Here is an 18,903-nt window from a genome sequence, read left to right on the forward strand (position 1 = left end):
CATCGGTCCTCTCGTCGGCGATCTGCTGACCATCCTTGGCTGCGCACCCTTGTCGATTTCTACTGATCCACGAGGTAGGCCTTCTCCCCCATCATCAGCGGGGCGTCGACGGGGCCCTTGATGTAGGGGCCGCGCCAGATCACTCGGTGTTCCTGACGGCTGGGGTACCACTGCCTCACCTTGTGCATGCGCACCGGCCAGCGGTGGTGATACACCCGCTTTGCCTCCCCCGCCGGATCGGACGGCCGGGGCGAGGGCGCAGCGAGCCGGATCACCCGTACATCGGGGTCCCGTGGCACGGTGGCGTCACCGCTGCCGGAGGCCTCGCGAGCCCCGGTGGTCTGGGGCGGCGCAATGGCCGTGACACCCTGGGTGATCAGGCGGAAGAAGGCGAACATGTAGCGGGCCACGAAGTCGTCGTACGGATCATCGACGCGGCCGCCGTCCCATTCTCCGATCTCGGGAACTGGCTCGGCACGCCACTGGGAGGCCTGGGCACGTGCCTTCTGCATCCCGCGGTAGAGATCGGAGAGGTTCTCGAGCATCTCGGGACTCTCCTCTGCCAGGCACGCGTCGCCGCGCATCCCGTACATGCCGTCCGGCATCAGCGGCGGCAGTGGGCTGCGTGAGGCGCGCGCCTGGGAGACCGCCTGGCGCCATCCAGGCGGCTGTACCGGCCCGTCGCGGTCCATGAACGTCGTCACCTGCACGCCGGGGTACTGGGCGGCGGGCAGGATCTGGTGTTGGGTAATGAACTGCCAGCCGAACGCCTTGATGTCCGACAATGAGCCGGTGGGGTTGACGACCACGACCGGCTCGGGCAGCACCAGCAGCCCGGCGGGCACCAGGACGTCGCGGTCACGGTCCAGGGTGCTGACGTCGGCCGGCTCGAGAGTGGAGGTCGCCGCCATAACCGCGGCGTGCGCCGCCGGGGAGACGACAAGAACCTCCGCACGCCGCAGCAGTCTCCCGATCTGCTGGATCTCCCACTCAGCAGCCTCCCCGGCCGCCCGGGGCCACGGCGGTCGATGTCCCTGTTTGCCCAGCGTCATCGACCACGCCGCATCCCGTGCAATGCCCTCGGGCTTGTCCGCCATATCGGCAAGATCGCTGTTGAGTAGCACCGCGTACAGCTCGGTGACGACGTTGTTGATGTTTGAGGCGAGCATCGTCTGCACCCACGGGTTACCGGCCAGAGACCGCCTGGTCTGCTCCAGCAGGCGGCGCGCCGCCCAGGCAGCGCCGGCAGCCGTCCATTGCTCTGCCTTGTCCCTGCTCCGCTCCCTCTTGCCCCGGCTCGCCTTGCCCACCCGAGAACCTCCCCACCGCCACGGCCAGATACCGAAGCCGTACCCGACCCCCATGGGCAAGACACGACACGATCCAGCCGATGACTGGGTAATGTGCCGGTCGGACTCCGCAGGCCCTCCCGTGTGTCAGGAGAGGTAGAGCTCCTCCCAGCGGCCAGCCGTGATCGGCCCTGTCGACGACGGCTGAAAAGTGGACCAGGGGCGGCGCTTGAAAGTTGACCCCCTCTAGGGGTCTGGCTCGTTGAGCCAGGCCGGGAGGAGCGGTGATCAGCGTGGAGGACTGGGCGGAGATCCCTCGGCTTCACCGTGCCGAGCAGATGCCGGTTCGGACGATCGCAAGGAAGTTGGGGATCGCGAGGAACACTGTTCGCAGGGCGATCGCGGACGACGCGCCGCCGATGTACCAGCGGGCACCGAAAGACTCGATCGTGGACGCGGTCGAGCCGCAGATTCGTGAACTGCTCGAGCAGCGGCCGGAGATGCCGGCGATGGCGATCGCCGAGCGGATCGGCTGGGACCGGGGCCTGACGGTGCTCAAGGACAGGGTCCGGGACCTGCTGCCGGCCTATCGGCCTGCGGATCCGGCTTAGCGGCCGGCCTATGAGCCGGGCGAGATCGGCCAGTGCGACCTGTGGTTCCCGCCGGCCGACATCCCGCTCGGCTTTGGGCAGGTCGGGCGGCCGCCGGTGCTGGTCATGGTCGCGGGCTACTCATGATGGATCACCGCCCGGACGCTGCCGTCCAGGTCTGCGGCCGATGTGATCGCCGGGCACTGGCGGCTGCTGACCGAGCTGGGCGCCGTTCCCCGAGTGCCGGTCGGCTCCTGGCGGTCCGGCGGACCCCAACTCACCGATGACTTCGCTGTGTTCACCGGACTGCTCGGCGTCAGGTTCCTGCTCTGCAAGCCGCGGGATCCCGAGTCCAAGGGCCTGGTCGAGCGGGCCAATGGTATCTCGAGACGTCGTTCCTTCCCGGCCGGGTGTTCACCTCACCGGCCGACTTCAACGTCCAGCTCGCCGACCGGCTGACCAACGGCCTGACCTCAGGCGCCGGACATCGGCCAGGGGCGAGCGCCTCTTTGATCTTGTCCTCGGACACGTCCACGGGATCCGGAAAGAGTTCGGCAGGATCGCGGATCTTGTCGGGCCAGTGCTTCGCGTCTAGGGAGACGTGTCAGGGTCCAGGAGTGTCACACCGGTCGCCAACGCCGTTGAGGATTGACCGGGTTGCGGGTCGGGTAGGTCGTACGCGGCATCACAGGGCCCCCACCACAGGGCCGAAGAAAAAACCCCTCTTAATGTCAATCGGACGAGATTTTGGGACGTCCGAGAGGGGTTTCACTCCGCTTCGGCTCGCTGTGATATGCGGGCGACGAGTCAGAGGGCCCCCTGTGATCACTGTCCAGCTTCCTGTCGTGAACTGTCTCGTTGTGCTGCTAAGCCTGGCCGTCGGTCATTTGGTATACCGGCGCACCAATAGTGTGGAGTCAGCCGTGGCTGTCATTGCCGCGTGTGTGCTGATCTTCGCGTTCCTGTTCGGTCTGGGAGACGGTTCCACCCACTCAGCGCCGCCCGCAAGGCAACCCTGGACGGCGGCCACCCGGCCAGCCACGGGGCAGATGACGCCGTACGGCTTCAGGCCGACGTACACCGGGACACCCATGGCGAAGGCGGGTGTGCCGTGAGATGCCACGCTTTCCGCGCCGACCGCCACATCCCGAACGTGGTCCCGCCCAGCAGGTGCTGCACTTCCATCCTGGTCAGATAGCTGTGGCTCACGCCCATACCGCTGCTCCTCACCGTCCCCGGGCCGATGCGGCCCCAGGCCAGAACATGGGACAAACCAGCAGGTCGACGCCCGGAAAGCCCGTGCCGTTTCCCCACCCGCCTTGGCCGAGAAGGCGCTGTTGCCGAGGCCGGATCGCCCGACGACCGGCCGGGTACCGCGCCTGTGCCCGGTACGGTGCCCCCGAGCACAGGCGACGGCAGAAGGGGTGGAAGGTGACGGCAGGCCCAGTTCCACGGCGCGGAGATGTGCTCGGCTTCGGAGCGGCGGTCGTCCTCTGCCTGGCGGGCACGGGCCTGACCCTGTCGGAGTGATCGTCAGAAGAAGCCGAAGAAGCGAGCCCACCAGGTGGGCCGCTGAACATGCGAGGGCAGTCGGCTCGGCCCGTCGTAGTCGCTCTCCAGCAGTTCCTCGGCAACTACTACATAGCCGAGCTCGACCAACGCCCGGTTGACCTTGGCAAGGTCAGCGCCGTCCAGCTCGCCCTCGGACTGAGCTTCCTCCGTTCCGAGGAAGGCGCCCGGGTTGTCCGCGCAGACCAGCGCCAGTGAGCCGAACTTGCTCACGCAGACGACGATCCGGCTTCCGCATACGGTCGCGTCAGCCGGCACGACGACGCGTCCGTACTCGCTGGAGTCCTGGGTGTCCTGCTCATCCGTGCAGCGAGCTGAGAAGTCGCCTTCGAGTCGGGTCAGCAGACCACCGAAGCGGGCTGCGGTCTCGCCACGGTCGTAGTGCTGCGGCCACTCCAGCCGCTCCGGATCATCAAGCACGCGCAGTAACGCCAGCAGATCCGCTTCGCTCTCGGTCATGCGCTCATCTTGCCGAGCCAGCCACAGGCGGAGCGGCCGGGGTACCACCACTCTCCCCGTCCCCGACATCACCCATTCAAGTTCAGTAGCGGACGCCAAGGCCGCACGCACCGACGCCGAGCGAATCGCTGTGTCGAATGGGCTGTCAAATGCCCTTACGAAGCTGCTCGGCAAGGCCGACGATCGGCAGGCAGCGGTCAACGACGCTGCTGCCGAAGCGTGCCTTGCCCCAGTAGCGGCGCGCGGTGCCCTGTTCGTCTGTGTCGTACCCGCCTAGCAGTCCCGCGCCCACGGCCGCAGCTTCTCCGGGTTGCGGATCACCCAGATACGGGTGACGCGCCCGTCGGAGACGTCGAACGCGGCCACGGTCATCACGACACCGGACCGCTGGGCCACCAGGCCCGGCGCACCATTGACCGACCGTTCCAGGAGTTCGAGCCCGGGAGCCTTGTCGGCGATGGCGACCATGTACTCGGCGATACGCGCGCCGCCCTCGACGGGGCGCAGGGCGGTTCCGACCATGCCGCCGCCGTCGGCGGTCATCACGGCGGCCGGGTCGAGGAGAGCGACCAGGGTCGCGATGTCCTTGCTCTCCCACGCCTCCTTGACGTGCCTCACCACGTCGGCCCGGCCGGTTGCCGGCACCGGAGCGCCCGCGGGGCTCACCCGCCGCCGGGCCGAGGCCGCCAGCTGCTTGCAGGCCGCGGGGGTCCGACCGAGCACGTCGGCGATCTCGGCGAACGGGTACCGGAAGACGTCGTGCAGGACGAACGCCACCCGCTCGGCGGGCGTCATCGACTCCAGGACGACGAGGAAGGCCATGGCCACCGATTCGTCCAGGACGATCTGGTCGGCGGGGTCCGCGGGGCCGGTGGGACCGCCGCCCGCGTGTGCCCACTCGGTGCCGTCGGGCAGCGGCTCGGGCAGCCATGCGCCGACATAGCGTTCACGGCGGGCCCGCGCCGAGCCGAGCAGGTCCAGACAGATGCGGCCGGTCACCGTCGTCAGCCAGGCGCCGGGGGACAGGATCTCCTCCGGCCAACTCGGGCCGGAAGAGTGGGGCCGGTTCAAACCCTTAACGCCAGCAGGAAGAGGTCAGCCGTGGATGAGCAGGAAGAGGCAGCAGATGAGTACACCGAGGACCGCTTCGCGGAACTGGCCCGGTTCCTCTTCGCCCGCACGGACCCTCTATTGCTGATCCGCCCTGAGGCTCCTGACACGGACCGAGCTGTGCAGGCACTGAATGACACGGTGCGCGTACTGCTAGGCCAGGCGAGGGCGTTTCGGGAGTGGGGCAATGAGCCTGCCCTCGTAGGTACGTGGGACGCCCTCACCACCATCGCCCGGCAATGGCGACACCATCCAGACTTCCTCACCATCGGGGAATGGGAATGAGCCGACCGCACAACCCGGCACTGATGGCGCAGCTCACCCCCGTCATCCTTCATCCATCCCCCGATCACACCCCCAGGAGGGTTAAGGATTGGGCTAAGTTTCCGGCGACTTCGGTGCCGCCGATGGCCTCGGCGGTGTCGCACCCCGCCTTCCCCAGCCGCCGGCGAACTGCGCGGCCGTGCGGTTCGCCTGGCCGGAGAGCTCGGGGTGGCGGTGCAGGTCCCGGTAAAGGTCCTCCAGGTCGGGGACCGGGAGGACGGCGGTGAGGTCCAGCGCGGTGCGGGCCGCGGTGGAGGTCATGGAGGGCAATCTATGCCGGGGCCCGCTGTGGAACCTTTTCGGGGGCGGGGCCGTTCCCAGGGTGAGATCGATCAGACGAGTACCGAGGTGACGGCAATGGCACTGTTCGACCGGCTCAAGGACCAGGCCAAGAGCTTGCAGCAGCAGGCGCAGGGCGGGCGCGGCACGACCGGGGGGCATGGTCCGCAGAGCGGTTCGCGGACGGGCTCGCCCGGTGGATCCCGCGCCCAGCTGGTCGGCTTGCTAAAGAACCAGCTCGGCTCGATCAAGACCGAGCTGAAGAGCGGTGCCTACCGGGACGCGAGCATGGCGATGTGCGCGCTGGTCGCGGCGGCGGACGGCCATGTGGACGCGTCCGAGATGCAGCAGATGGAGTCGATGATCCTCAGCAACGAGGTGCTGCAGAACTTCCCGCCGGAGCAGCTGCGTCAGCGCTTCCACAAGCACGTGGAACAGCTCACCCGTAACTTCCCGCAGGGGAAGGCCGAGGTGATGCAGGACATCGCCAAGGCCGCCAAGAAGCCAACCGAGGCCCGCGCGGTGATCCAGACCGGCATCGTCATCGCCGGCGCCGACGGGCACTTCTCGCAGGCGGAGCAAATGGTCCTTCAGGAGGCTTGCGTGGCACTGGGGCTGAACCCCGCGGAGTTCCAGCTCTGACAGTTCGACAGCTCTGAGAGGGAAGCGGGTCGCCGACGCAGGGCGGGAGTGCGTCGACGGCCGCTGTCCGAGTCGTTGTCGAAGTACGGCTGGCACTTGGCCTGGAACGTGCTGCCGTTGTACGGCAAGGGGTCAGAACACCCGCGTCGGCGCTGCCTGCCAGGAGATTGGCCCGCTTCATCCCGCGCGGCCGCGGCCCCGGCCGGCGCGCGAGTTCAGGGGACCCGCGCTAAGCCTCGCCGACCCTGGTAGGCGGCCAGCGGGTCGCCAGCGATGGGGCCGGTCTGAAGGCAACCCCTATAACACCCCAATCGCGGTAGCGGTCATGTTGCGGCGGGGGCGTCACCTCCCGCCGCCAGATCACCGGCGTGCCGGGGAAACACCATGCGCACTCGACTCCTCACCCTCGTCACTGCCGCAGTCGCCTCCATGACGGTCCTGGCCGGCACCGCCTCGGCGGCCCCGGCGGACCTCAACGCCCCCTACGCCCGGGCTGCCGCCAAGGTTGGCGCGGACGGAACTCTCCTGGCCACCAAGAACGTCGCGTCATCGGAGCAGTTCAACGGGCAGCCCGCGGGCTACTACTGCGTGCGGGTCTCCGACCCCACCATCATCTGATGCCGGGGGGATGGTTGTAGCGGGCGGCGATCTCGCCCAGCGGGTGGACACACTGTCCGGAGGCGACCAGAGAGAGAATCTCGTGCAAAGTCCGCGCGGCGGGCCTGCGCGGGATTCGGCGGTCGAGCGGCGTACGCGTGGGGACCATCGCCGTGACCCAGTATTCGGGGGGCGGGGCCGAAGTCGACGACACGGTTGTCGCCGAGGTCTTCCAGCGACGCGGTGTGCCGCGCTCGGCCAGCGGATGGTCTGCCGCCACGGCGAGCACGCGGCCTCCGGTCAGCACGGTCGGGCCGACCGTGCTGACCGGTTCGGCCACCGGAAGCCACAGCACGTGCGCGTCGTGCTCTTCGGTGAGCAGCGCGGTGAACGGGTCGCTGCCAGCGATTCGGCCTGTGACATCCCGAGTCCGGTCAGCGGAGAGACGTGGGTCACACCGCGTCGTGTCACAGGCGGGAGGGCCGCCTCGTCTCGGGGGTGAAGGCATCGACGAACGTGGAGGAGCACACGATGGACGCGCGATTGAACTACTTCGCCAGCCCGACCGCCGGCAAGGCGCTCAAGTACTTCATGTCGGTCGGCCGGGTGCTGAAGGAATCGCCGCTGCCGGCTACGACGCAGGAGTTGGTAGCGCTACGCGTGAGCCAGATCAACGGCTGCGCGGTCTGCATCGACATGCACACCAAGGAAGCCGCCGCGGCCGGCGAGAGCCCGGTGCGGCTGAACTTGATCGCGGCTTGGCGGGAAGCAACGGTCTTCACCGAGGCTGAACGCGTCGCGCTCGCATTGGCGGAGCAGGGGACCCGGGTCGCGGACGCGGCCACCGGGGTCAGCGACGAGGTGTGGGCGCGTGCCGCCCAGCACTATGACGAGGAGCAACTCGCGGCCCTCGTGCTGCTGGTCTCGTTCATGAACACGGTGAACCGGCTGAACATCATCACCCAGCAGCCGGCCGGCGATTACCAGGTCGGCCAGTTCCACTGAACCCGCCACCGCACCCCGGCCGGGTCAGGCCTGCCGGGACCGGGACGCCATGCTCAAGGCCATGAGGTCGTCCGCGGGCGCGGGCGTTGTCAGGTCCGCTCACACATCGGATGGTCTTCGAAAGATGCCTCGTCGGCACGGGTCCGGCCGGGCACACAGACCGCAGAGGGGGAGTCGGCGTGGGCAAGGTCGAGGAGTTCGAAGAGCTGCGGCCGCTGCTGTTCTCGATCGCGTACCGGATCCTGGGCAGCGTGGGTGAGGCGGAGGACGCGGTACAGGAGACCTGGCTCCGCTACGACGCCTCGAGAACCCGGCCCGTGTCGGCCAAGGCGTTCTTGTCAGCCACGGTGAGCCGGATCGCGATCGACGTGCTGCGCTCCGCCCGGGTGCGGCGGGAGAAGTACGTCGGACCGTGGTTGCCCGAGCCGCTGCTGGACGATCCGTACGAGGACCCGGCCCGCGCGGCGGAGCTGGCCGACTCGGTGTCGATGGCGGCGCTGCTGCTCCTGGAGCGGCTCAGTCCGCTCGAGCGGTCGGTGTTCGTGCTGCGGGAGGTCTTCGCCTTCGGGTTCGCCGAGATCGCTGCCGCGGTGGGGCGCTCGGAGGCCGCGTGCCGACAGCTGCTCGTACGGGCACGCCGTCACATGCACGAGGGACGGCCCCGGTTCGAAGCGGACCGCCAGGAGCGGCAGGAGCTGGCGAGGCGGTTCTTCGAGGCACTGACGCAGGGAGACGTGGACGGACTGCAGAATCTGCTGTCCGCCGACGCCCAGCTCATCGGGGACGGCGGTGGCAAGGCACCGCAGCTGGCCAGGGCCGTCACCGGCGCCGAGAACGTGGCCAGGCTGCTCGCTACCGTATACCCGCTCATGGCCCGGATCGACATCACGTTCGAACCGCACGAGGTCAACGGCCAGCCGGGCGCGCTCTTCCGCGACCGCGACGGCAAAATCCTCCACATCCTCGCCCTCGACACACTCGACGGGCAGATCCAGACGATCCGCGCGGTCATCAACCCCGACAAGCTCAGCCACCTCGGCCCGGTCGCCGACGCCTGGGCCGTCGACCAGGAAGTGAAGCAGACCCGTAAAACCCAGTGATCTCCCGACCAGCCTGACAGGGCAGGACCGGAGGTTTCAGTGCCGCATGCCGATGACCCTGGCGCACGGCTCGCCCGTGACGTCTTCCCACGATACGAACCGTGATCATCCACCACGCAAGATCGCTTATCGACACACCCACTGGGGGTTCAGTCATGATCCTGATTACCGGAGCCACCGGCGTCGTCGGCCGGGAAACCGTCCGCCTCCTGGTCGAGGGGGGAGCGAAAGTCGCCGCGGTCACCCGCGACCCGCACGCCGAATTCCCCGCCGGTACACAGCTCGTCCACCCCACGAAGGTTCCCACCCTCGGCGGCGTGGAGGCCATTCTGCTCAGCCCGCGTGCTGCCGGATCCACCGCTGTCGACCTGTTGGCCCGCGCCCGCGAGACGGGCGCGGCAAGAGCAGTCGTGCTGTCCGCCGTCACCGTGCAGTACCCGGCTGGGCACGCACGCTTCCGGCAGCAGTTCCACGCTGCTGAGAAGGTCGTCCAGGGAAGCGGCCTGGACTGGACGATCCTGCGCTGCGCCGATTTCGCCGCCAACACCCTGGCGTGGGCCGGGCAGATCCAGGTGACCGGGACCGTCCGGGGGGCGTACCCGCACGCGAGGACCTCGACTGTCGACGAGCGGGACATCGCCGAGGTGGCCGCCCTTGCCCTGACTCACCCTCAGCACCACGGTCAGACCTACCTGCTTACCGGAGAGCAGGCGCTGAGCCAGCCGGAGAAGGTCGCCGCGCTCGGCGCGGCGCTCGACCGGTCACTGTCCTTCGTCGAGGCCGCACCGGACGAGATCCGCCGCGGCATGCTCGCCGCCGGCCTGCCCGACGAGGTGCCCGACCGGCTGCTCGGCTCGCTGGCCGACTACGCCCGCGAAGCCGGGCCCACCACCGACACCGTACGGCGGCTGCTGGGCCGCCCGGCACGTACGTACGCCACCTGGGCGAAGGACCACCGCGCCGCCTTCACTACAGGAGGAACCCGATGAAATGCCGTCCCTCCTGCATCAGTTGCTTGACGGTGGCCCGTCCGCGCACACCCGCAGGCCGGTCACAGGCGGAGCATTGCCTGACCTGTCGTGTAGACGAAGTCACCGTGTCAGACGTTATGCCTTGGCCTTGGGCCGCTTCCTCGACTGGGTGAGGGAGGTGCCATGCTCGCGCGGATCACCTCGTCACTGAGCCGGAGGGCTCGGAGCAGTTGAGCGCGATGAGGGGCGGGCAGGTCGCCGCTGCCGAACGCGCATGCGCGGACAAGTTCGCGGATCCCGCAGCGCCGACCCGGTGCACCCGCTGATCCACAGTCGCGGAGTGTCCGGCCGGCGTCGGGGGCCGGACAGCGCGAGAACCTAGATGGCGTCGCCGCAGCATGCCGAGCCGTTCGCGCCCAGACCACGCGTACTTGGCGAGGGCCACCCTCGACGAGCGGGCCAGCGCCTCGCGGAGCAGCTTGTAGGGCTTGGTCGCGACCTGGCCGTCCGGTTTACCAAACGCTCGATCAACCGGGACGTCCGCTACCTTCGCTGACGCGCCACGTTCGTGTCAGCAATGGGAGAGTCGTGCACGATGGCTGCGCGGCAGAGCGCGACCAGTTCCGATCGCCTAGTTGTGGCCCCGTGGTGGACGCGAAAACGCGTGGGCTGACTGCCTCCGAGGTGCGAGGATACGGCTCTTTCCCATGCGGAGGGCCTTTGTTCGTTTTCGTCTGTGCGAGGTGCGATGCCGAGCTGACCGTCCCGTTGTCCCAGGTCTCCCTTCCTGCCCACGCCCGTCAGAGTTACGGGAACGGGGTCCAGCTTCCGGTGCTCATGGAATCGGGGACGTTCGCCGTAGACCCGGACCCCTGGGGACGGCCGTGGCGGATGTGGGACGAGATCGATCCGGGCGAGGCGGAGGCACGCGGCATCTACGCGCCGGTTTACGCCTTGTCCGACAGCGCGCCCGACGCGACTGTCATCGCGCCCGGTGATATCCGCGGCACCCGACTGATCCCCGAGAAACGCGGCGGTGCCTGCTGTGGCCTCGACGGGGCTGATGGCCCCGACTTGGCCTGCGTGGCGTGCGGCCTGCCTGTGGCGACCAGGATCGACGACTGCTCGCTCTGGCAGGCACTGCGGCTCAGCTCAGATGCCGTGTACCGAGTCCTCCTTGACGGTGTCGACGCTGCGCCGCTCTCTTGGGAGGAGCTGACGGAGAAGGGGGAGGGCACGCCCCCGTTCGAGCAGATTGCCACGTGGAGAGGAGGACGGCTCGGGTCGAGCCACTACAGGTCGTGGAGTCCGCAATGGGAGGCGGCAGCTGGCCAGGCGCTCGCCCACCTACTGGTCGCCTCCGAAGGACAACCGGTGAGGTCCCGGCCGGTCTGACCGCGGACGTGTTCCAACGCGCGCTCGACGCCCTGCTGCCCGCGGGCCCGCCGAAGCGGCGCGCTGTCCTGGCGGGACCGGGACGGCCCGCTCCCGATGCGGGCGTCGGCATTCTCCTGGTACCGGTCCATCCGCAGGCGGGTCAGACCTGGACCCCAGCCAGCCCGGCTGCATCGGCATACCCGGTGCCGCTGCCGCTGGGAGTGTGGCTGTGGTTGGCTTTCTCCCCGCCGTACTTGCCGGTTCCCGCGTCGGGCGGCATGCCCCGGGACGTCCTCCGCGACGACCCGCTCCCGCCGCACCCCAATTACCTGTTCCGGGCCGACCGGGGAACGTTCCAGCACACCCTGGTCCGGCTACCCGCTGTTCGCAGCCCGTGTGCTGCGCGAGATCCTTGCGGACCTCGCGCAGCACACGTCCGCTGGCCTTTTCTAGCGCCATCGAGACCGAAGTCGAGGAAGGCGCCAAGTATCTTCCTCAACTTGAGTTTTAACATCGACCTTGAGATCGCTGCCGCCCTGGGTGCTGCGTCCAGCGTCTTTCGCCCGGACGAGCGTCAGGGCATCCGTCGTTCGAGGATCTGGGCTTCGAGGTCGGCGATGCGCCGGTCGGCGAAGCGGAGGTTGGAGCGGGCTCCTTCAAGGCGTTCCTCGAGCTTGCGGTGTTCCTGACTGAGCTGGTGGACGCGCTGTCTGAGGGTGGTGTTTTCGGTGCGGAGTGTCTGAGCGGAGTGTCTGAGCGGAGTCTCCGGGGACCATCGTCTCGGCGTCGCGGGCCCGGCCCATGAGTTCCGCGATGCGTTCACGCTGGGCAAGGACTTCCCTCTGTGCCCGATTCAGTTCGTTCTCGGCGTTGAGGGCCCGCTCTCGCCAGGTTGCTTCGACGCGGTCGTGTTCTTCGAGGCTTGTCCGGTCACGGCTGCTGCGGCTGTCGGCGACCGCTTGGCGGACAAGTGCGCGGGCGCTGTTGTTCTCGTAGCAGAAGGTGGCGGAGACACCGGCCCGCTGTGCGATAGCCCGGACACTGAGGCGGCCGCCTTCGCGGCGGAGCTGGGCGATAGCGGTTTTCATCCCGTCGAGTTTCTGCTCGGTCAGTTGCCTGCGGGCCGCGATGGCGGCCTCGGGTGCGGTCGGCTTCACGGGGTGGTCTGCTCTTCCTCGGCGTCGTGTCGGCTCAGCTCCTGGGCGGGGAAGGCGGTGGCCCAGACGCGTCCGAAGTAGTCCTGAGGCCGGCGAAGGTCCAGGGAGAGCGCGTCGTCGAGGAGGCCGACGGCGTCGAGAGCTTTCTCCAGGCCGGCGATGGCTTGGGCGGTGGGTTCGAAGATGTCGTGGAGGAAATCGGCCGTCGTGCTGTCCGGGGCGCGTTCGGCGAGCGCGTGCCATTGTTCGCGTTTGCGGTGCCAGTAGAGGAGGTCGGCGCCGGACAGGACGAACTTGTCGCAGTTGTGGCAGTTCAGGTTCCAGGGGCAGGAGTCCCCGTTGATGGCGGGCTGGAACGTGCAGAAGCCCCCGTCGGCTGGCGTGGAGGTACGGGCGAGATCAATCGCCAGTCCTGCCGCTTCCTCGGGCGTCATGGGTCGGCCTGAGGACAGGAGTATGCCGGGCTCGCTGGCCCCGGGGTCGGTGACCCAGACGGCATGCAGGGCCTGTTCGAGCCGCGGGTCGGTGTTCGCGAGGTGGACGTAGTGCTCGGCCATCGTGTCCGAGACCTGGCCCAGGTAGCGCTTGACGTGAGCGAGGTTCGCTCCCTTTTTGATCAGGGAGCGGATCGAGTGGTTCTCGGTGGCGGACTGGACGTGGATCGGGACGGTGACGAGGCCGAAGCTGATGGTGCCGTGCCGGACCAGATGGTTCGGGGCATGGCCTACCTCCGCGACAGGCCCCGAGCAGGAACAGCCTACGAAGGGTGCGCGGTGCCCGCACCAGCTGGTCATGGCGGGGGAGTCGGGGGTTCGGCCGGCTGCTGTGTCTGTGCCGCGGGATCCGGTGGTGGGGGAGCACTGACTTGCCGGATGCGGGCGATGTAGTCCAGGCCCCTCGTGTAGTCCTCGGCTTGGCAGGCCTTGCCGAGGAGGGTGTCTTCGTGGCGGCGTCGCATGGCTTCTGTGCGGGCGGTGGTGCAGGTGGTGACGAGGGTGGTGATGGCTGCGGCGGCGGTCGGAAGCAGGAGCGGGGCCACGATCCACCAGGGGGCGTTGGCGAGGGCCGAGGTTCCGGCGGCGAGGCCGGAGAGAAGGCTGGGCAGTGTCGGGGTGTTCATGGTCGGCTCCTGGCGGGGTGCGGTGAGCAGGGCGTGGGTGTGTCACCGCTTGTGGTGGTGGCGGGGGACAGCACCGGATGCGGCAGCGGGCGTGGCAGGCATGGTGGCGGGGGCGGATGGTTAGCCGCGCAACCCCGCTCGGTGGGCAGCACTTTCGCTTGCTGTGCAGGCGTATTCGATAGCTGCGAGCTGCAGCTTCCTGGCCGCACGGGATCTTGAATCCGTGTTCTGTGACGGATGGGGGAGTCGGTGACCTGCCAGCGGGGCCGGCGTCGAAAGCAGACGCGGGGACGGCGGCGCCTTAAGCCCTCACGCGGGGTCTAGTGAGTCGATTGCATGCCGGTTCGTGAGGGCGGGGTGCATCTTCCACCGGGGCCGGCTTAGCTCCGCAACCCCGTCTTTCCAGCTGTGGCGGGCGGTGCCGGGGGTGTCGCTTGGCAAGGAAATCGAACAAGCGATCTAATGCTGGTATGGACGGCACCGACTTCCCCGACGACCTTCTGCAGGCACAGCAGGCCTGGAACGCGACCTACCGCGCGCTCGCCGCGCCCCGGCCCCGCAACGTCACGGCGCTGCGCCGCCGTCTGCTCCGGCTGTCCGTACGCCTGTGGTGGCACCCGTACTGGACGCATGGACCGGCAGGCCGGGAAGAGCTGCGCCGCCGGGGCCGCGTTCTGGAGCGGCAGCGGTGAACCGGCGGCCGCAGCACCTGACGGCGCGGGAGGAAGAGATCCTCCGCGCGATCCGCCACTCCATCCGGGACCGCGGCGAGGCGCTGTCGGTGCGGGAGCTGGCGCGCGAGCTCGGCCTGCGCAGCCCGGCGTCGGTGGCCTATCACCTGGCCAACCTCGAGGAGCGCGGCGCACTGATCCGCGACGGACGCAGCTGGCAGAGCTGCCGCCTGACCGGCTGACGGGAACGGCGCACGGGACGCGAGGCGGTAAGTGTTGCGGTTACGCACCTTTGGGGCGGACGACGGCAAGGCGGGTACCGCAGTACTCGCCCTGTCGATGCCCGGACGCGCGCCACCGACAGCCGTCAGTCGAACAGCCGCGTGGCCTCCTGCGGAGAGCCGTGAGGCGCGGTAGGCCCTGTCGTCCACGGGGGACGGCAGGGCCCGGCGAAGGGAACTCGCCAGGGGGAGCGCGTCCTGCCGGCTGCTTCCCTGGCGCGTCCTGCCTCACAGCTTGAGGAACAGCATCACGAGCCCGGCCACGGCCACGGCGACGGGCAGGGCCGGGGTCGCTGCCGGGTACGCCACGGAGATCAGGCCGGCGAGCGCCGCTGCGATGACGATGAGGGGGACGTTGCTGCGGCCGGTAGGCATTAGTCCTCCTGGTGTCGGAAAGAAGTCCTCCCTTCCCGGACAGGACGGGGCAGTCGTGACGGTGGCGGAGCGACGGCTAGGTCTGCAAGTCCTGCGGCGCAGGGCGTTTACGGCACGACAAAGCCCTCACCGAGACGGCGAGGGCGGGTTGTCGGCGCCACCGATCAGAGCTGCTGGATCTGCAAGCCGTGGAGTCACGGCCTCTACCTGGTTATGGGGCGGAGAGAGCCATTTGTGAGGGTCGACCAGCAGATTGGTTCCGACCGTGTCCCTCGGATTCCGAGAGGGGGCTGGAAGCATGGCCGTCGGCACCCCTGGCGACGCTCGCTCCGCTACGGATCCGGCGAGTTGATTGCCCGGATGAATCGAAGAGAGCCGTGCGGTTGCAGTCAGTGGCTGCGCAATCGGCCCGGTCGCCGATTGCGCAGGACCGGGCGGTGGGCGCCGGCCGTGCTCAGCCGGCTGTCCTGCGTAGTCGGCAGGGTGGTGGCCGGGCACTCCTCTTCTGGCTCTCTGCGCAATGGTCTGCGCAATGCGCTGACCTGCGGTGATCGGGCCTGTGGTCGGGTCCCGGATCGTGGTTGGGCCTGTGGTCCGGGGCATTGCGCAGACCACGAACAGATGCGCAATCGCCTGCTGCACATCACGGGGTTCCCTGCCAGTGCAAAGCAAGTGACAGGGTCACGGGCCGCTTTGGCCGCCCGACGAACAAGACGGCATGGCGCATGATCAACACCCTGTGCTCCGTGGCAGTCTGCGGGCCAGCAGCATGACGTGGAGCCGGAGGTACACCGCTCGTGGCGGCGAACATCAACCCCACCGTCAGGAGACGCCGTCTGGGAGCCGAGCTGCGCCGGCTCCGCCAGGCCAGTGGTTTGAAGGGCACGGAATTGGCCGAGCGGCTCATGGTCTCCCAGCCCAAGATCAGCCACTTGGAGAACGGTCGCCGCGCCATCAGCCCTCGTGATGTGCGCGACCTGTGCGCGCTCTACGGGGTGACGGACCAGCAGGTCATCGACTCGCTGATGGAGATGGCCAGGGAATCCGGACAGCAGGGCTGGTGGCACGCCTACATGCCCGGGACTACGAACGGCTCGTCCAGCACTCAGAAACCCTGATCACCTGGGCCGCAATCACCCTCATGTCCAGGCGCCTCGCCCGGAAAGGCGCAACCCCCAGCCGGCCGCGGAAACCGAGCCGGCAAACGGCTGATCGCGGTAGCGAGGACGAGATGTCGTTCGATGCCAGGAGCCAGGCACGGGCGCTGATGCCTCAGCTAGCGAGCAGGGCCTGCATCCACTGGTCTTCGCGTTGCTCGATGTATTCGGCGTCGTTTCGCCAAGCGTCGCCGTGGCCTTCAGCCCACAGCCTTGCCCAGGGCTGGGCTCCTTGGGCTGCCTGGTCGCGCAGGAAGTCGTGCATGGAACGCGTACGGCGCCCCAGTAGAGGCACCAACCGACGGCGTTCGGACTCAGCCAGACCGTAGGCGTCGGCGAAGACTCGCAGTCGGTCCGCCGCGTCCGGGCTCTGCCAGTCCGGATGCGCGGACAGCGGGATGAACCCGTGAATGGCGTATGCGACATCCCACAGGCGCGAGCCGGGACCTGCAGCGTCCCAGTCGATGAAGGCCCACCGCGCCTCGTCTGCGACCACGAGGTTCCAGGGGGCCAGGTCGTTATGGGCGATGATGTCACTGCCCTCAGCGGGGATCAGCGTCTGCCACCGCGCATCGGAGGGCGCCGTGAAGTCCTGCACGGCGTCGTGGAAGTCCCGGATCAGCCGTGCCACGCGAGCCAGTTGTCGAGCGGGTTCCATCAGCGAGAACCGGTCGGGCCAGACCACATCTCCCGGCATGAAGGTCAGGACCTCACGCCCCTGATCGTCAATGCCGAGCGGACGAGGCGCCGCGCCGAATCCCACCTCGTGCAGGTGGGCAAGCAGGGCATGCACAGCGGGAGTCCATGGTCCGGTCGGACGGCGAACGGTGTCCCCGACGCGAACGACACCATCACTGACGTTGCCACCGGACAAAGGCTGTTCATCATCGTTCCGCATCGAACCAGTGTGTCGGATCAGCTCGTCATGATCACCCCATTAGGGGGAGCGTCAGAGTCGGGACGGAGGTTAAAGAACAAGCTGAAGGTCTCTATGGCACCAGCTGGTCCATCCAACCAACCCGTTGTTCCGGGTCCCGTAGAGGGCGCCACACAGCCGCGGTGGGCCCGTGCTGGAGCAGGTCGGTCATCGGGGCGGCCAGCACGGTCACCGCACGCAGGAAGCGGGCCACCGCGGGGTGGACGTCAGCGGCGTGGAGTGCTCGGAGACGGGTGTCGATGCCGGAGGGGCCGGTGCCGTCCAGGACGAACAGCAGCCGTGGGAAGAGCGGATAGTGCCGCCGCCATTCCTCCTGGACCTCCTGGACCGGCTCCATCGTGCGGCGCCGGCCGACCGGCACGGGGGTGTAGTGGTGGAGGCGGGCGTATGCGCGGAGTTTGGCGGCGAGGCGTTCGGGGCCCATGGTCGCCGGTGGGAGCGGCGAGGCCGTCATCCCGGACGCGCTGATCTACTACCAGCGCGAGCGCCGGAACGGTGGCGGGGGTGACTGGTCGATGCTGCGGGCGTTCCTCGATGCGGCACCGCGCGTCGACCGAGCGCACCAGCCGGCTCCGACCACACCACCAACCATCAGGACCCGACCACGGTCACAGTGCGACAACACCGCCCCTGACCACGCCGATATCCCCGCCGGTATCCCCGCCCACAGCAGCACCTGCACCGGCGGCCTCGCGCCATCACCGCAGCTCACCACGGCAAGAACCGTGCCACCCGTACCGGCGACGCACGCGACTGAGCCTCCGCCAACTTGAAGTTCCAGGTCAAAGTGCTGGCGTGCTGGTCTGTCGGGTGTTCGCGCTGGTCGTGGGCGGGAGCCTGCGGAGTAGATCATCTGGCGGGGTGTCTCGGGGCGGATCAAGCGCGTCGGGACAAGCTATGAGCGTGAGAGGTAGCGATAAGACAGGGTGGAGGGATGCCTGAATCGTTCTTGCCCGGGGGTTTCGTCAATGCGGTCGCTCGAGTCGGGGACACGGTGCGCCGCCCGGCTTCGGCGAAGTTCGTGGTTGATCTGCTGAGGTTGCTTGAAGCCAGTGGCTGGGGTGGTGCTCCGCGGTATCTCGGTGTGGACGACGAGGGCCGGGAAGTCCTCAGTTACCTCGATGGCCACGTGGCATGGGAGCCGCGACAACCTGCTGCTGTGTCATCGGAGGAGAGTCTGGTGACGGTCGCCCGGCTCGCGCGTGAGTTCCATGACCTGACGGCCGGTACCCCGCTGGCCGGAGATCAAGAGGTCGTGTGTCACAACGACCTGTCGCCCAAGAACACTGTCTATCAGCTGTCCAGTGGCGAGCTTCGGCCAGTGGCATTCATCGACTGGGACCTTGCGGCACCGGGCGCGCGGATCCACGACATCGCTCATGTCTGCTGGCAGTACCTCGCTCTGGGCCCTTCGGTCACCGACGTTGAGAAGGCGGCCCGACGGATGAGGCTGATCGTTGACAGCTACGAGTTGTCTGACCGGCAACGCCTCGTATCCACGATCCTGTGGTGGCAGGACCGGTGCTGGCGGGGCATCGAGACCCAGGCCGATGCGGGTGACCTCGCCATGGCCCGGCTTCGTGAAGCAGGGGCGGTGCGGCAAGTTCAGTCGGCCTATCAGTGGGTTTCAGATCATCGAGATGCATTGGAACGCTCAGTGCAGTGAGCGCGTGGGTAACGGCCGAGGTCGGTTCGCCGGTTCCTTCCCGTGGTGGTCGGACGGCCTTGATGCGGCCCTGCGTGTACGGCCGAGCGCACCAGCCGGCCCCGACCACACCACCTGCGCCGACACCCCCGGGCGGCATCTCCACAGGTCACCACGGCATTCCTATGTCCACGTGAACGAGTCGGCAATGGAGTAGTCACATGATCAGCTGGCCAGCAACAATCCTT

The 18,903-nt window shown here is 68.2% G+C and carries 23 protein-coding genes and 3 pseudogenes; 13 read left to right on the top strand and 13 right to left on the bottom strand.

The genetic code is table 11. The features are described 5' to 3' along the window. Positions 1-59: 59 nt before the first annotated feature. On the bottom strand, positions 60-1,310 hold the full coding sequence (locus OG736_RS43510) for a hypothetical protein (protein WP_327187399.1): 1,251 nt from the start codon (positions 1,308-1,310) through the stop codon (positions 60-62). A gap of 263 nt (positions 1,311-1,573) precedes the next feature. On the opposite strand from OG736_RS43510, the gene OG736_RS43515 reads away from it, so the two are divergent. Together OG736_RS43515 and OG736_RS43520 are read left to right on the top strand one after the other, a co-directional pair. Continuing rightward, complete coding sequence (locus tag OG736_RS43515) at positions 1,574-1,900, top strand: helix-turn-helix domain-containing protein (protein ID WP_327187400.1); 327 nt, start codon at positions 1,574-1,576, stop codon at positions 1,898-1,900. Positions 1,901-2,802: 902 nt separating this feature from the next. Continuing rightward, entirely contained in the window at positions 2,803-2,994 is a 192-nt protein-coding gene (locus OG736_RS43520; RefSeq protein ID WP_327187401.1) for a hypothetical protein, read from the top strand. A 418-nt stretch (positions 2,995-3,412) separates the two neighbouring features. Here OG736_RS43520 and OG736_RS43525 read toward each other — a convergent pair whose 3' ends face one another. From OG736_RS43525 to OG736_RS43535, 3 genes are all read right to left on the bottom strand, one after another. Further along, a complete protein-coding gene (locus OG736_RS43525; protein WP_327187402.1) occupies positions 3,413-3,907 on the bottom strand; it encodes a hypothetical protein in 495 nt (164 codons plus the stop codon). A 145-nt stretch (positions 3,908-4,052) separates the two neighbouring features. Then, positions 4,053-4,199, bottom strand: a complete 147-nt coding sequence (locus tag OG736_RS43530) for a hypothetical protein (protein ID WP_327187403.1) — start codon at positions 4,197-4,199, stop codon at positions 4,053-4,055. Further along, a complete protein-coding gene (locus OG736_RS43535) occupies positions 4,181-4,978 on the bottom strand; it encodes a sigma factor-like helix-turn-helix DNA-binding protein (RefSeq protein WP_327187404.1) in 798 nt (265 codons plus the stop codon). The genes OG736_RS43530 and OG736_RS43535 overlap by 19 nt, the downstream gene beginning before the upstream one ends. 30 nt (positions 4,979-5,008) lie before the next feature. On the opposite strand from OG736_RS43535, the gene OG736_RS43540 reads away from it, so the two are divergent. Then, positions 5,009-5,302: a hypothetical protein gene (locus OG736_RS43540; RefSeq protein ID WP_327187405.1), complete on the top strand. Its 294-nt coding sequence runs from the start codon at positions 5,009-5,011 to the stop codon at positions 5,300-5,302. A gap of 93 nt (positions 5,303-5,395) precedes the next feature. Here OG736_RS43540 and OG736_RS43545 read toward each other — a convergent pair whose 3' ends face one another. Continuing rightward, positions 5,396-5,602: a hypothetical protein gene (locus OG736_RS43545; protein WP_327187406.1), complete on the bottom strand. Its 207-nt coding sequence runs from the start codon at positions 5,600-5,602 to the stop codon at positions 5,396-5,398. A gap of 96 nt (positions 5,603-5,698) precedes the next feature. On the opposite strand from OG736_RS43545, the gene OG736_RS43550 reads away from it, so the two are divergent. Then, positions 5,699-6,262 carry a tellurite resistance TerB family protein gene (locus OG736_RS43550; RefSeq protein WP_327187407.1) on the top strand — a complete coding sequence of 188 codons (564 nt, stop codon included), beginning with the start codon at positions 5,699-5,701 and terminating at the stop codon, positions 6,260-6,262. Positions 6,263-6,646: 384 nt separating this feature from the next. Beyond that, positions 6,647-6,880, top strand: a complete 234-nt coding sequence (locus tag OG736_RS43555) for a hypothetical protein (protein WP_327187408.1) — start codon at positions 6,647-6,649, stop codon at positions 6,878-6,880. On the opposite strand, the gene OG736_RS43560 is transcribed toward OG736_RS43555, so the two are convergent. Beyond that, the gene (locus OG736_RS43560; RefSeq protein ID WP_327187409.1) at positions 6,873-7,214 is read right to left on the bottom strand and encodes a hypothetical protein; all 342 of its coding nucleotides are present in this window, start codon (positions 7,212-7,214) and stop codon (positions 6,873-6,875) included. The genes OG736_RS43555 and OG736_RS43560 overlap by 8 nt on opposite strands. Positions 7,215-7,390: 176 nt before the next feature. Here OG736_RS43560 and OG736_RS43565 point away from each other — a divergent pair, with 176 nt between their 5' ends. The 3 genes from OG736_RS43565 to OG736_RS43575 all read left to right on the top strand — a co-directional run bounded on the left by OG736_RS43565 (position 7,391) and on the right by OG736_RS43575 (position 9,953). Beyond that, entirely contained in the window at positions 7,391-7,864 is a 474-nt protein-coding gene (locus OG736_RS43565) for a carboxymuconolactone decarboxylase family protein (RefSeq protein ID WP_327187410.1), read from the top strand. 179 nt (positions 7,865-8,043) lie between these two features. Next, positions 8,044-8,964 carry an RNA polymerase sigma-70 factor gene (locus tag OG736_RS43570; protein ID WP_327187411.1) on the top strand — a complete coding sequence of 307 codons (921 nt, stop codon included), beginning with the start codon at positions 8,044-8,046 and terminating at the stop codon, positions 8,962-8,964. Positions 8,965-9,119: 155 nt separating this feature from the next. Further along, positions 9,120-9,953 carry an NAD(P)H-binding protein gene (locus tag OG736_RS43575; RefSeq protein WP_327187412.1) on the top strand — a complete coding sequence of 278 codons (834 nt, stop codon included), beginning with the start codon at positions 9,120-9,122 and terminating at the stop codon, positions 9,951-9,953. A gap of 367 nt (positions 9,954-10,320) precedes the next feature. On the opposite strand, the pseudogene OG736_RS43580 reads toward OG736_RS43575, so the two are convergent. Beyond that, a pseudogene (locus OG736_RS43580) lies at positions 10,321-10,446 on the bottom strand (Ku protein); the annotation flags it as partial. 209 nt (positions 10,447-10,655) lie between these two features. Here OG736_RS43580 and OG736_RS43585 point away from each other — a divergent pair. Continuing rightward, positions 10,656-11,765 (top strand): annotated as a pseudogene (locus OG736_RS43585) (hypothetical protein). A 203-nt stretch (positions 11,766-11,968) separates the two neighbouring features. On the opposite strand, the gene OG736_RS43590 reads toward OG736_RS43585, so the two are convergent. From OG736_RS43590 to OG736_RS43600, 3 genes are read right to left on the bottom strand one after another with little or no spacing between them, the layout of a single operon-like run. Next, the gene (locus tag OG736_RS43590) at positions 11,969-12,469 is read right to left on the bottom strand and encodes a DUF6262 family protein (RefSeq protein ID WP_327187413.1); all 501 of its coding nucleotides are present in this window, start codon (positions 12,467-12,469) and stop codon (positions 11,969-11,971) included. Further along, positions 12,466-13,263 carry a hypothetical protein gene (locus OG736_RS43595; protein ID WP_327187414.1) on the bottom strand — a complete coding sequence of 266 codons (798 nt, stop codon included), beginning with the start codon at positions 13,261-13,263 and terminating at the stop codon, positions 12,466-12,468. Before OG736_RS43595 ends, OG736_RS43590 begins: the two co-directional genes overlap by 4 nt. Then, positions 13,260-13,589 carry a hypothetical protein gene (locus OG736_RS43600; RefSeq protein WP_327187415.1) on the bottom strand — a complete coding sequence of 110 codons (330 nt, stop codon included), beginning with the start codon at positions 13,587-13,589 and terminating at the stop codon, positions 13,260-13,262. Before OG736_RS43600 ends, OG736_RS43595 begins: the two co-directional genes overlap by 4 nt. Before the next feature lie 470 nt (positions 13,590-14,059). Between OG736_RS43600 and OG736_RS43605 the strand changes: the two genes are divergently transcribed. After that, entirely contained in the window at positions 14,060-14,281 is a 222-nt protein-coding gene (locus tag OG736_RS43605) for a DUF8825 domain-containing protein (RefSeq protein ID WP_327187416.1), read from the top strand. Beyond that, positions 14,278-14,502, top strand: coding sequence for a LexA family protein (locus OG736_RS43610; protein ID WP_327187417.1), 225 nt, complete (start codon positions 14,278-14,280; stop codon positions 14,500-14,502). Before OG736_RS43605 ends, OG736_RS43610 begins: the two co-directional genes overlap by 4 nt. Positions 14,503-14,769: 267 nt before the next feature. Here OG736_RS43610 and OG736_RS43615 read toward each other — a convergent pair whose 3' ends face one another. Further along, positions 14,770-14,916 carry a hypothetical protein gene (locus OG736_RS43615; RefSeq protein ID WP_327187418.1) on the bottom strand — a complete coding sequence of 49 codons (147 nt, stop codon included), beginning with the start codon at positions 14,914-14,916 and terminating at the stop codon, positions 14,770-14,772. A gap of 797 nt (positions 14,917-15,713) precedes the next feature. Between OG736_RS43615 and OG736_RS43620 the strand changes: the two are divergent. Beyond that, positions 15,714-15,989 (top strand): annotated as a pseudogene (locus OG736_RS43620) (helix-turn-helix domain-containing protein); the annotation flags it as partial. 199 nt (positions 15,990-16,188) lie between these two features. Here the strand turns inward: OG736_RS43620 and OG736_RS43630 are convergent. Together OG736_RS43630 and OG736_RS43635 are read right to left on the bottom strand one after the other, a co-directional pair. Further along, positions 16,189-16,971, bottom strand: a complete 783-nt coding sequence (locus OG736_RS43630) for a phosphotransferase enzyme family protein (RefSeq protein WP_327187419.1) — start codon at positions 16,969-16,971, stop codon at positions 16,189-16,191. Between the two features lie 91 nt (positions 16,972-17,062). Beyond that, positions 17,063-17,464 (bottom strand): hypothetical protein, encoded by a 402-nt coding sequence (locus OG736_RS43635; RefSeq protein ID WP_327187420.1) that lies wholly within the window; start codon positions 17,462-17,464, stop codon positions 17,063-17,065. A gap of 480 nt (positions 17,465-17,944) precedes the next feature. Between OG736_RS43635 and OG736_RS43640 the strand changes: the two genes are divergently transcribed. Next, positions 17,945-18,676 carry a phosphotransferase gene (locus OG736_RS43640; protein WP_327187421.1) on the top strand — a complete coding sequence of 244 codons (732 nt, stop codon included), beginning with the start codon at positions 17,945-17,947 and terminating at the stop codon, positions 18,674-18,676. Positions 18,677-18,903 lie beyond the last annotated feature (227 nt).

The sequence above is a fragment of the Streptomyces sp. NBC_01334 genome, assembly GCF_035983595.1.
Taxonomy (GTDB): Bacteria; Actinomycetota; Actinomycetes; order Streptomycetales; family Streptomycetaceae; genus Streptomyces; species Streptomyces coriariae.

Excerpts from the sequence above, each read along its gene's own strand:
- OG736_RS43635 (WP_327187420.1), bottom strand. The coding sequence starts at position 17,464 with ATGACGGCCTCGCCGCTCCCACCGGCGACCATGGGCCCCGAACGCCTC.
- OG736_RS43615 (WP_327187418.1), bottom strand. The coding sequence starts at position 14,916 with ATGCCTACCGGCCGCAGCAACGTCCCCCTCATCGTCATCGCAGCGGCG.
- OG736_RS43600 (WP_327187415.1), bottom strand. The coding sequence starts at position 13,589 with ATGAACACCCCGACACTGCCCAGCCTTCTCTCCGGCCTCGCCGCCGGA.
- OG736_RS43565 (WP_327187410.1), top strand. The coding sequence starts at position 7,391 with ATGGACGCGCGATTGAACTACTTCGCCAGCCCGACCGCCGGCAAGGCG.
- OG736_RS43545 (WP_327187406.1), bottom strand. The coding sequence starts at position 5,602 with ATGACCTCCACCGCGGCCCGCACCGCGCTGGACCTCACCGCCGTCCTC.
- OG736_RS43605 (WP_327187416.1), top strand. The coding sequence starts at position 14,060 with ATGGACGGCACCGACTTCCCCGACGACCTTCTGCAGGCACAGCAGGCC.
- OG736_RS43525 (WP_327187402.1), bottom strand. The coding sequence starts at position 3,907 with ATGACCGAGAGCGAAGCGGATCTGCTGGCGTTACTGCGCGTGCTTGAT.
- OG736_RS43630 (WP_327187419.1), bottom strand. The coding sequence starts at position 16,971 with ATGCGGAACGATGATGAACAGCCTTTGTCCGGTGGCAACGTCAGTGAT.
- OG736_RS43575 (WP_327187412.1), top strand. The coding sequence starts at position 9,120 with ATGATCCTGATTACCGGAGCCACCGGCGTCGTCGGCCGGGAAACCGTC.
- OG736_RS43595 (WP_327187414.1), bottom strand. The coding sequence starts at position 13,263 with ATGACCAGCTGGTGCGGGCACCGCGCACCCTTCGTAGGCTGTTCCTGC.
- OG736_RS43550 (WP_327187407.1), top strand. The coding sequence starts at position 5,699 with ATGGCACTGTTCGACCGGCTCAAGGACCAGGCCAAGAGCTTGCAGCAG.
- OG736_RS43555 (WP_327187408.1), top strand. The coding sequence starts at position 6,647 with ATGCGCACTCGACTCCTCACCCTCGTCACTGCCGCAGTCGCCTCCATG.
- OG736_RS43640 (WP_327187421.1), top strand. The coding sequence starts at position 17,945 with ATGCCTGAATCGTTCTTGCCCGGGGGTTTCGTCAATGCGGTCGCTCGA.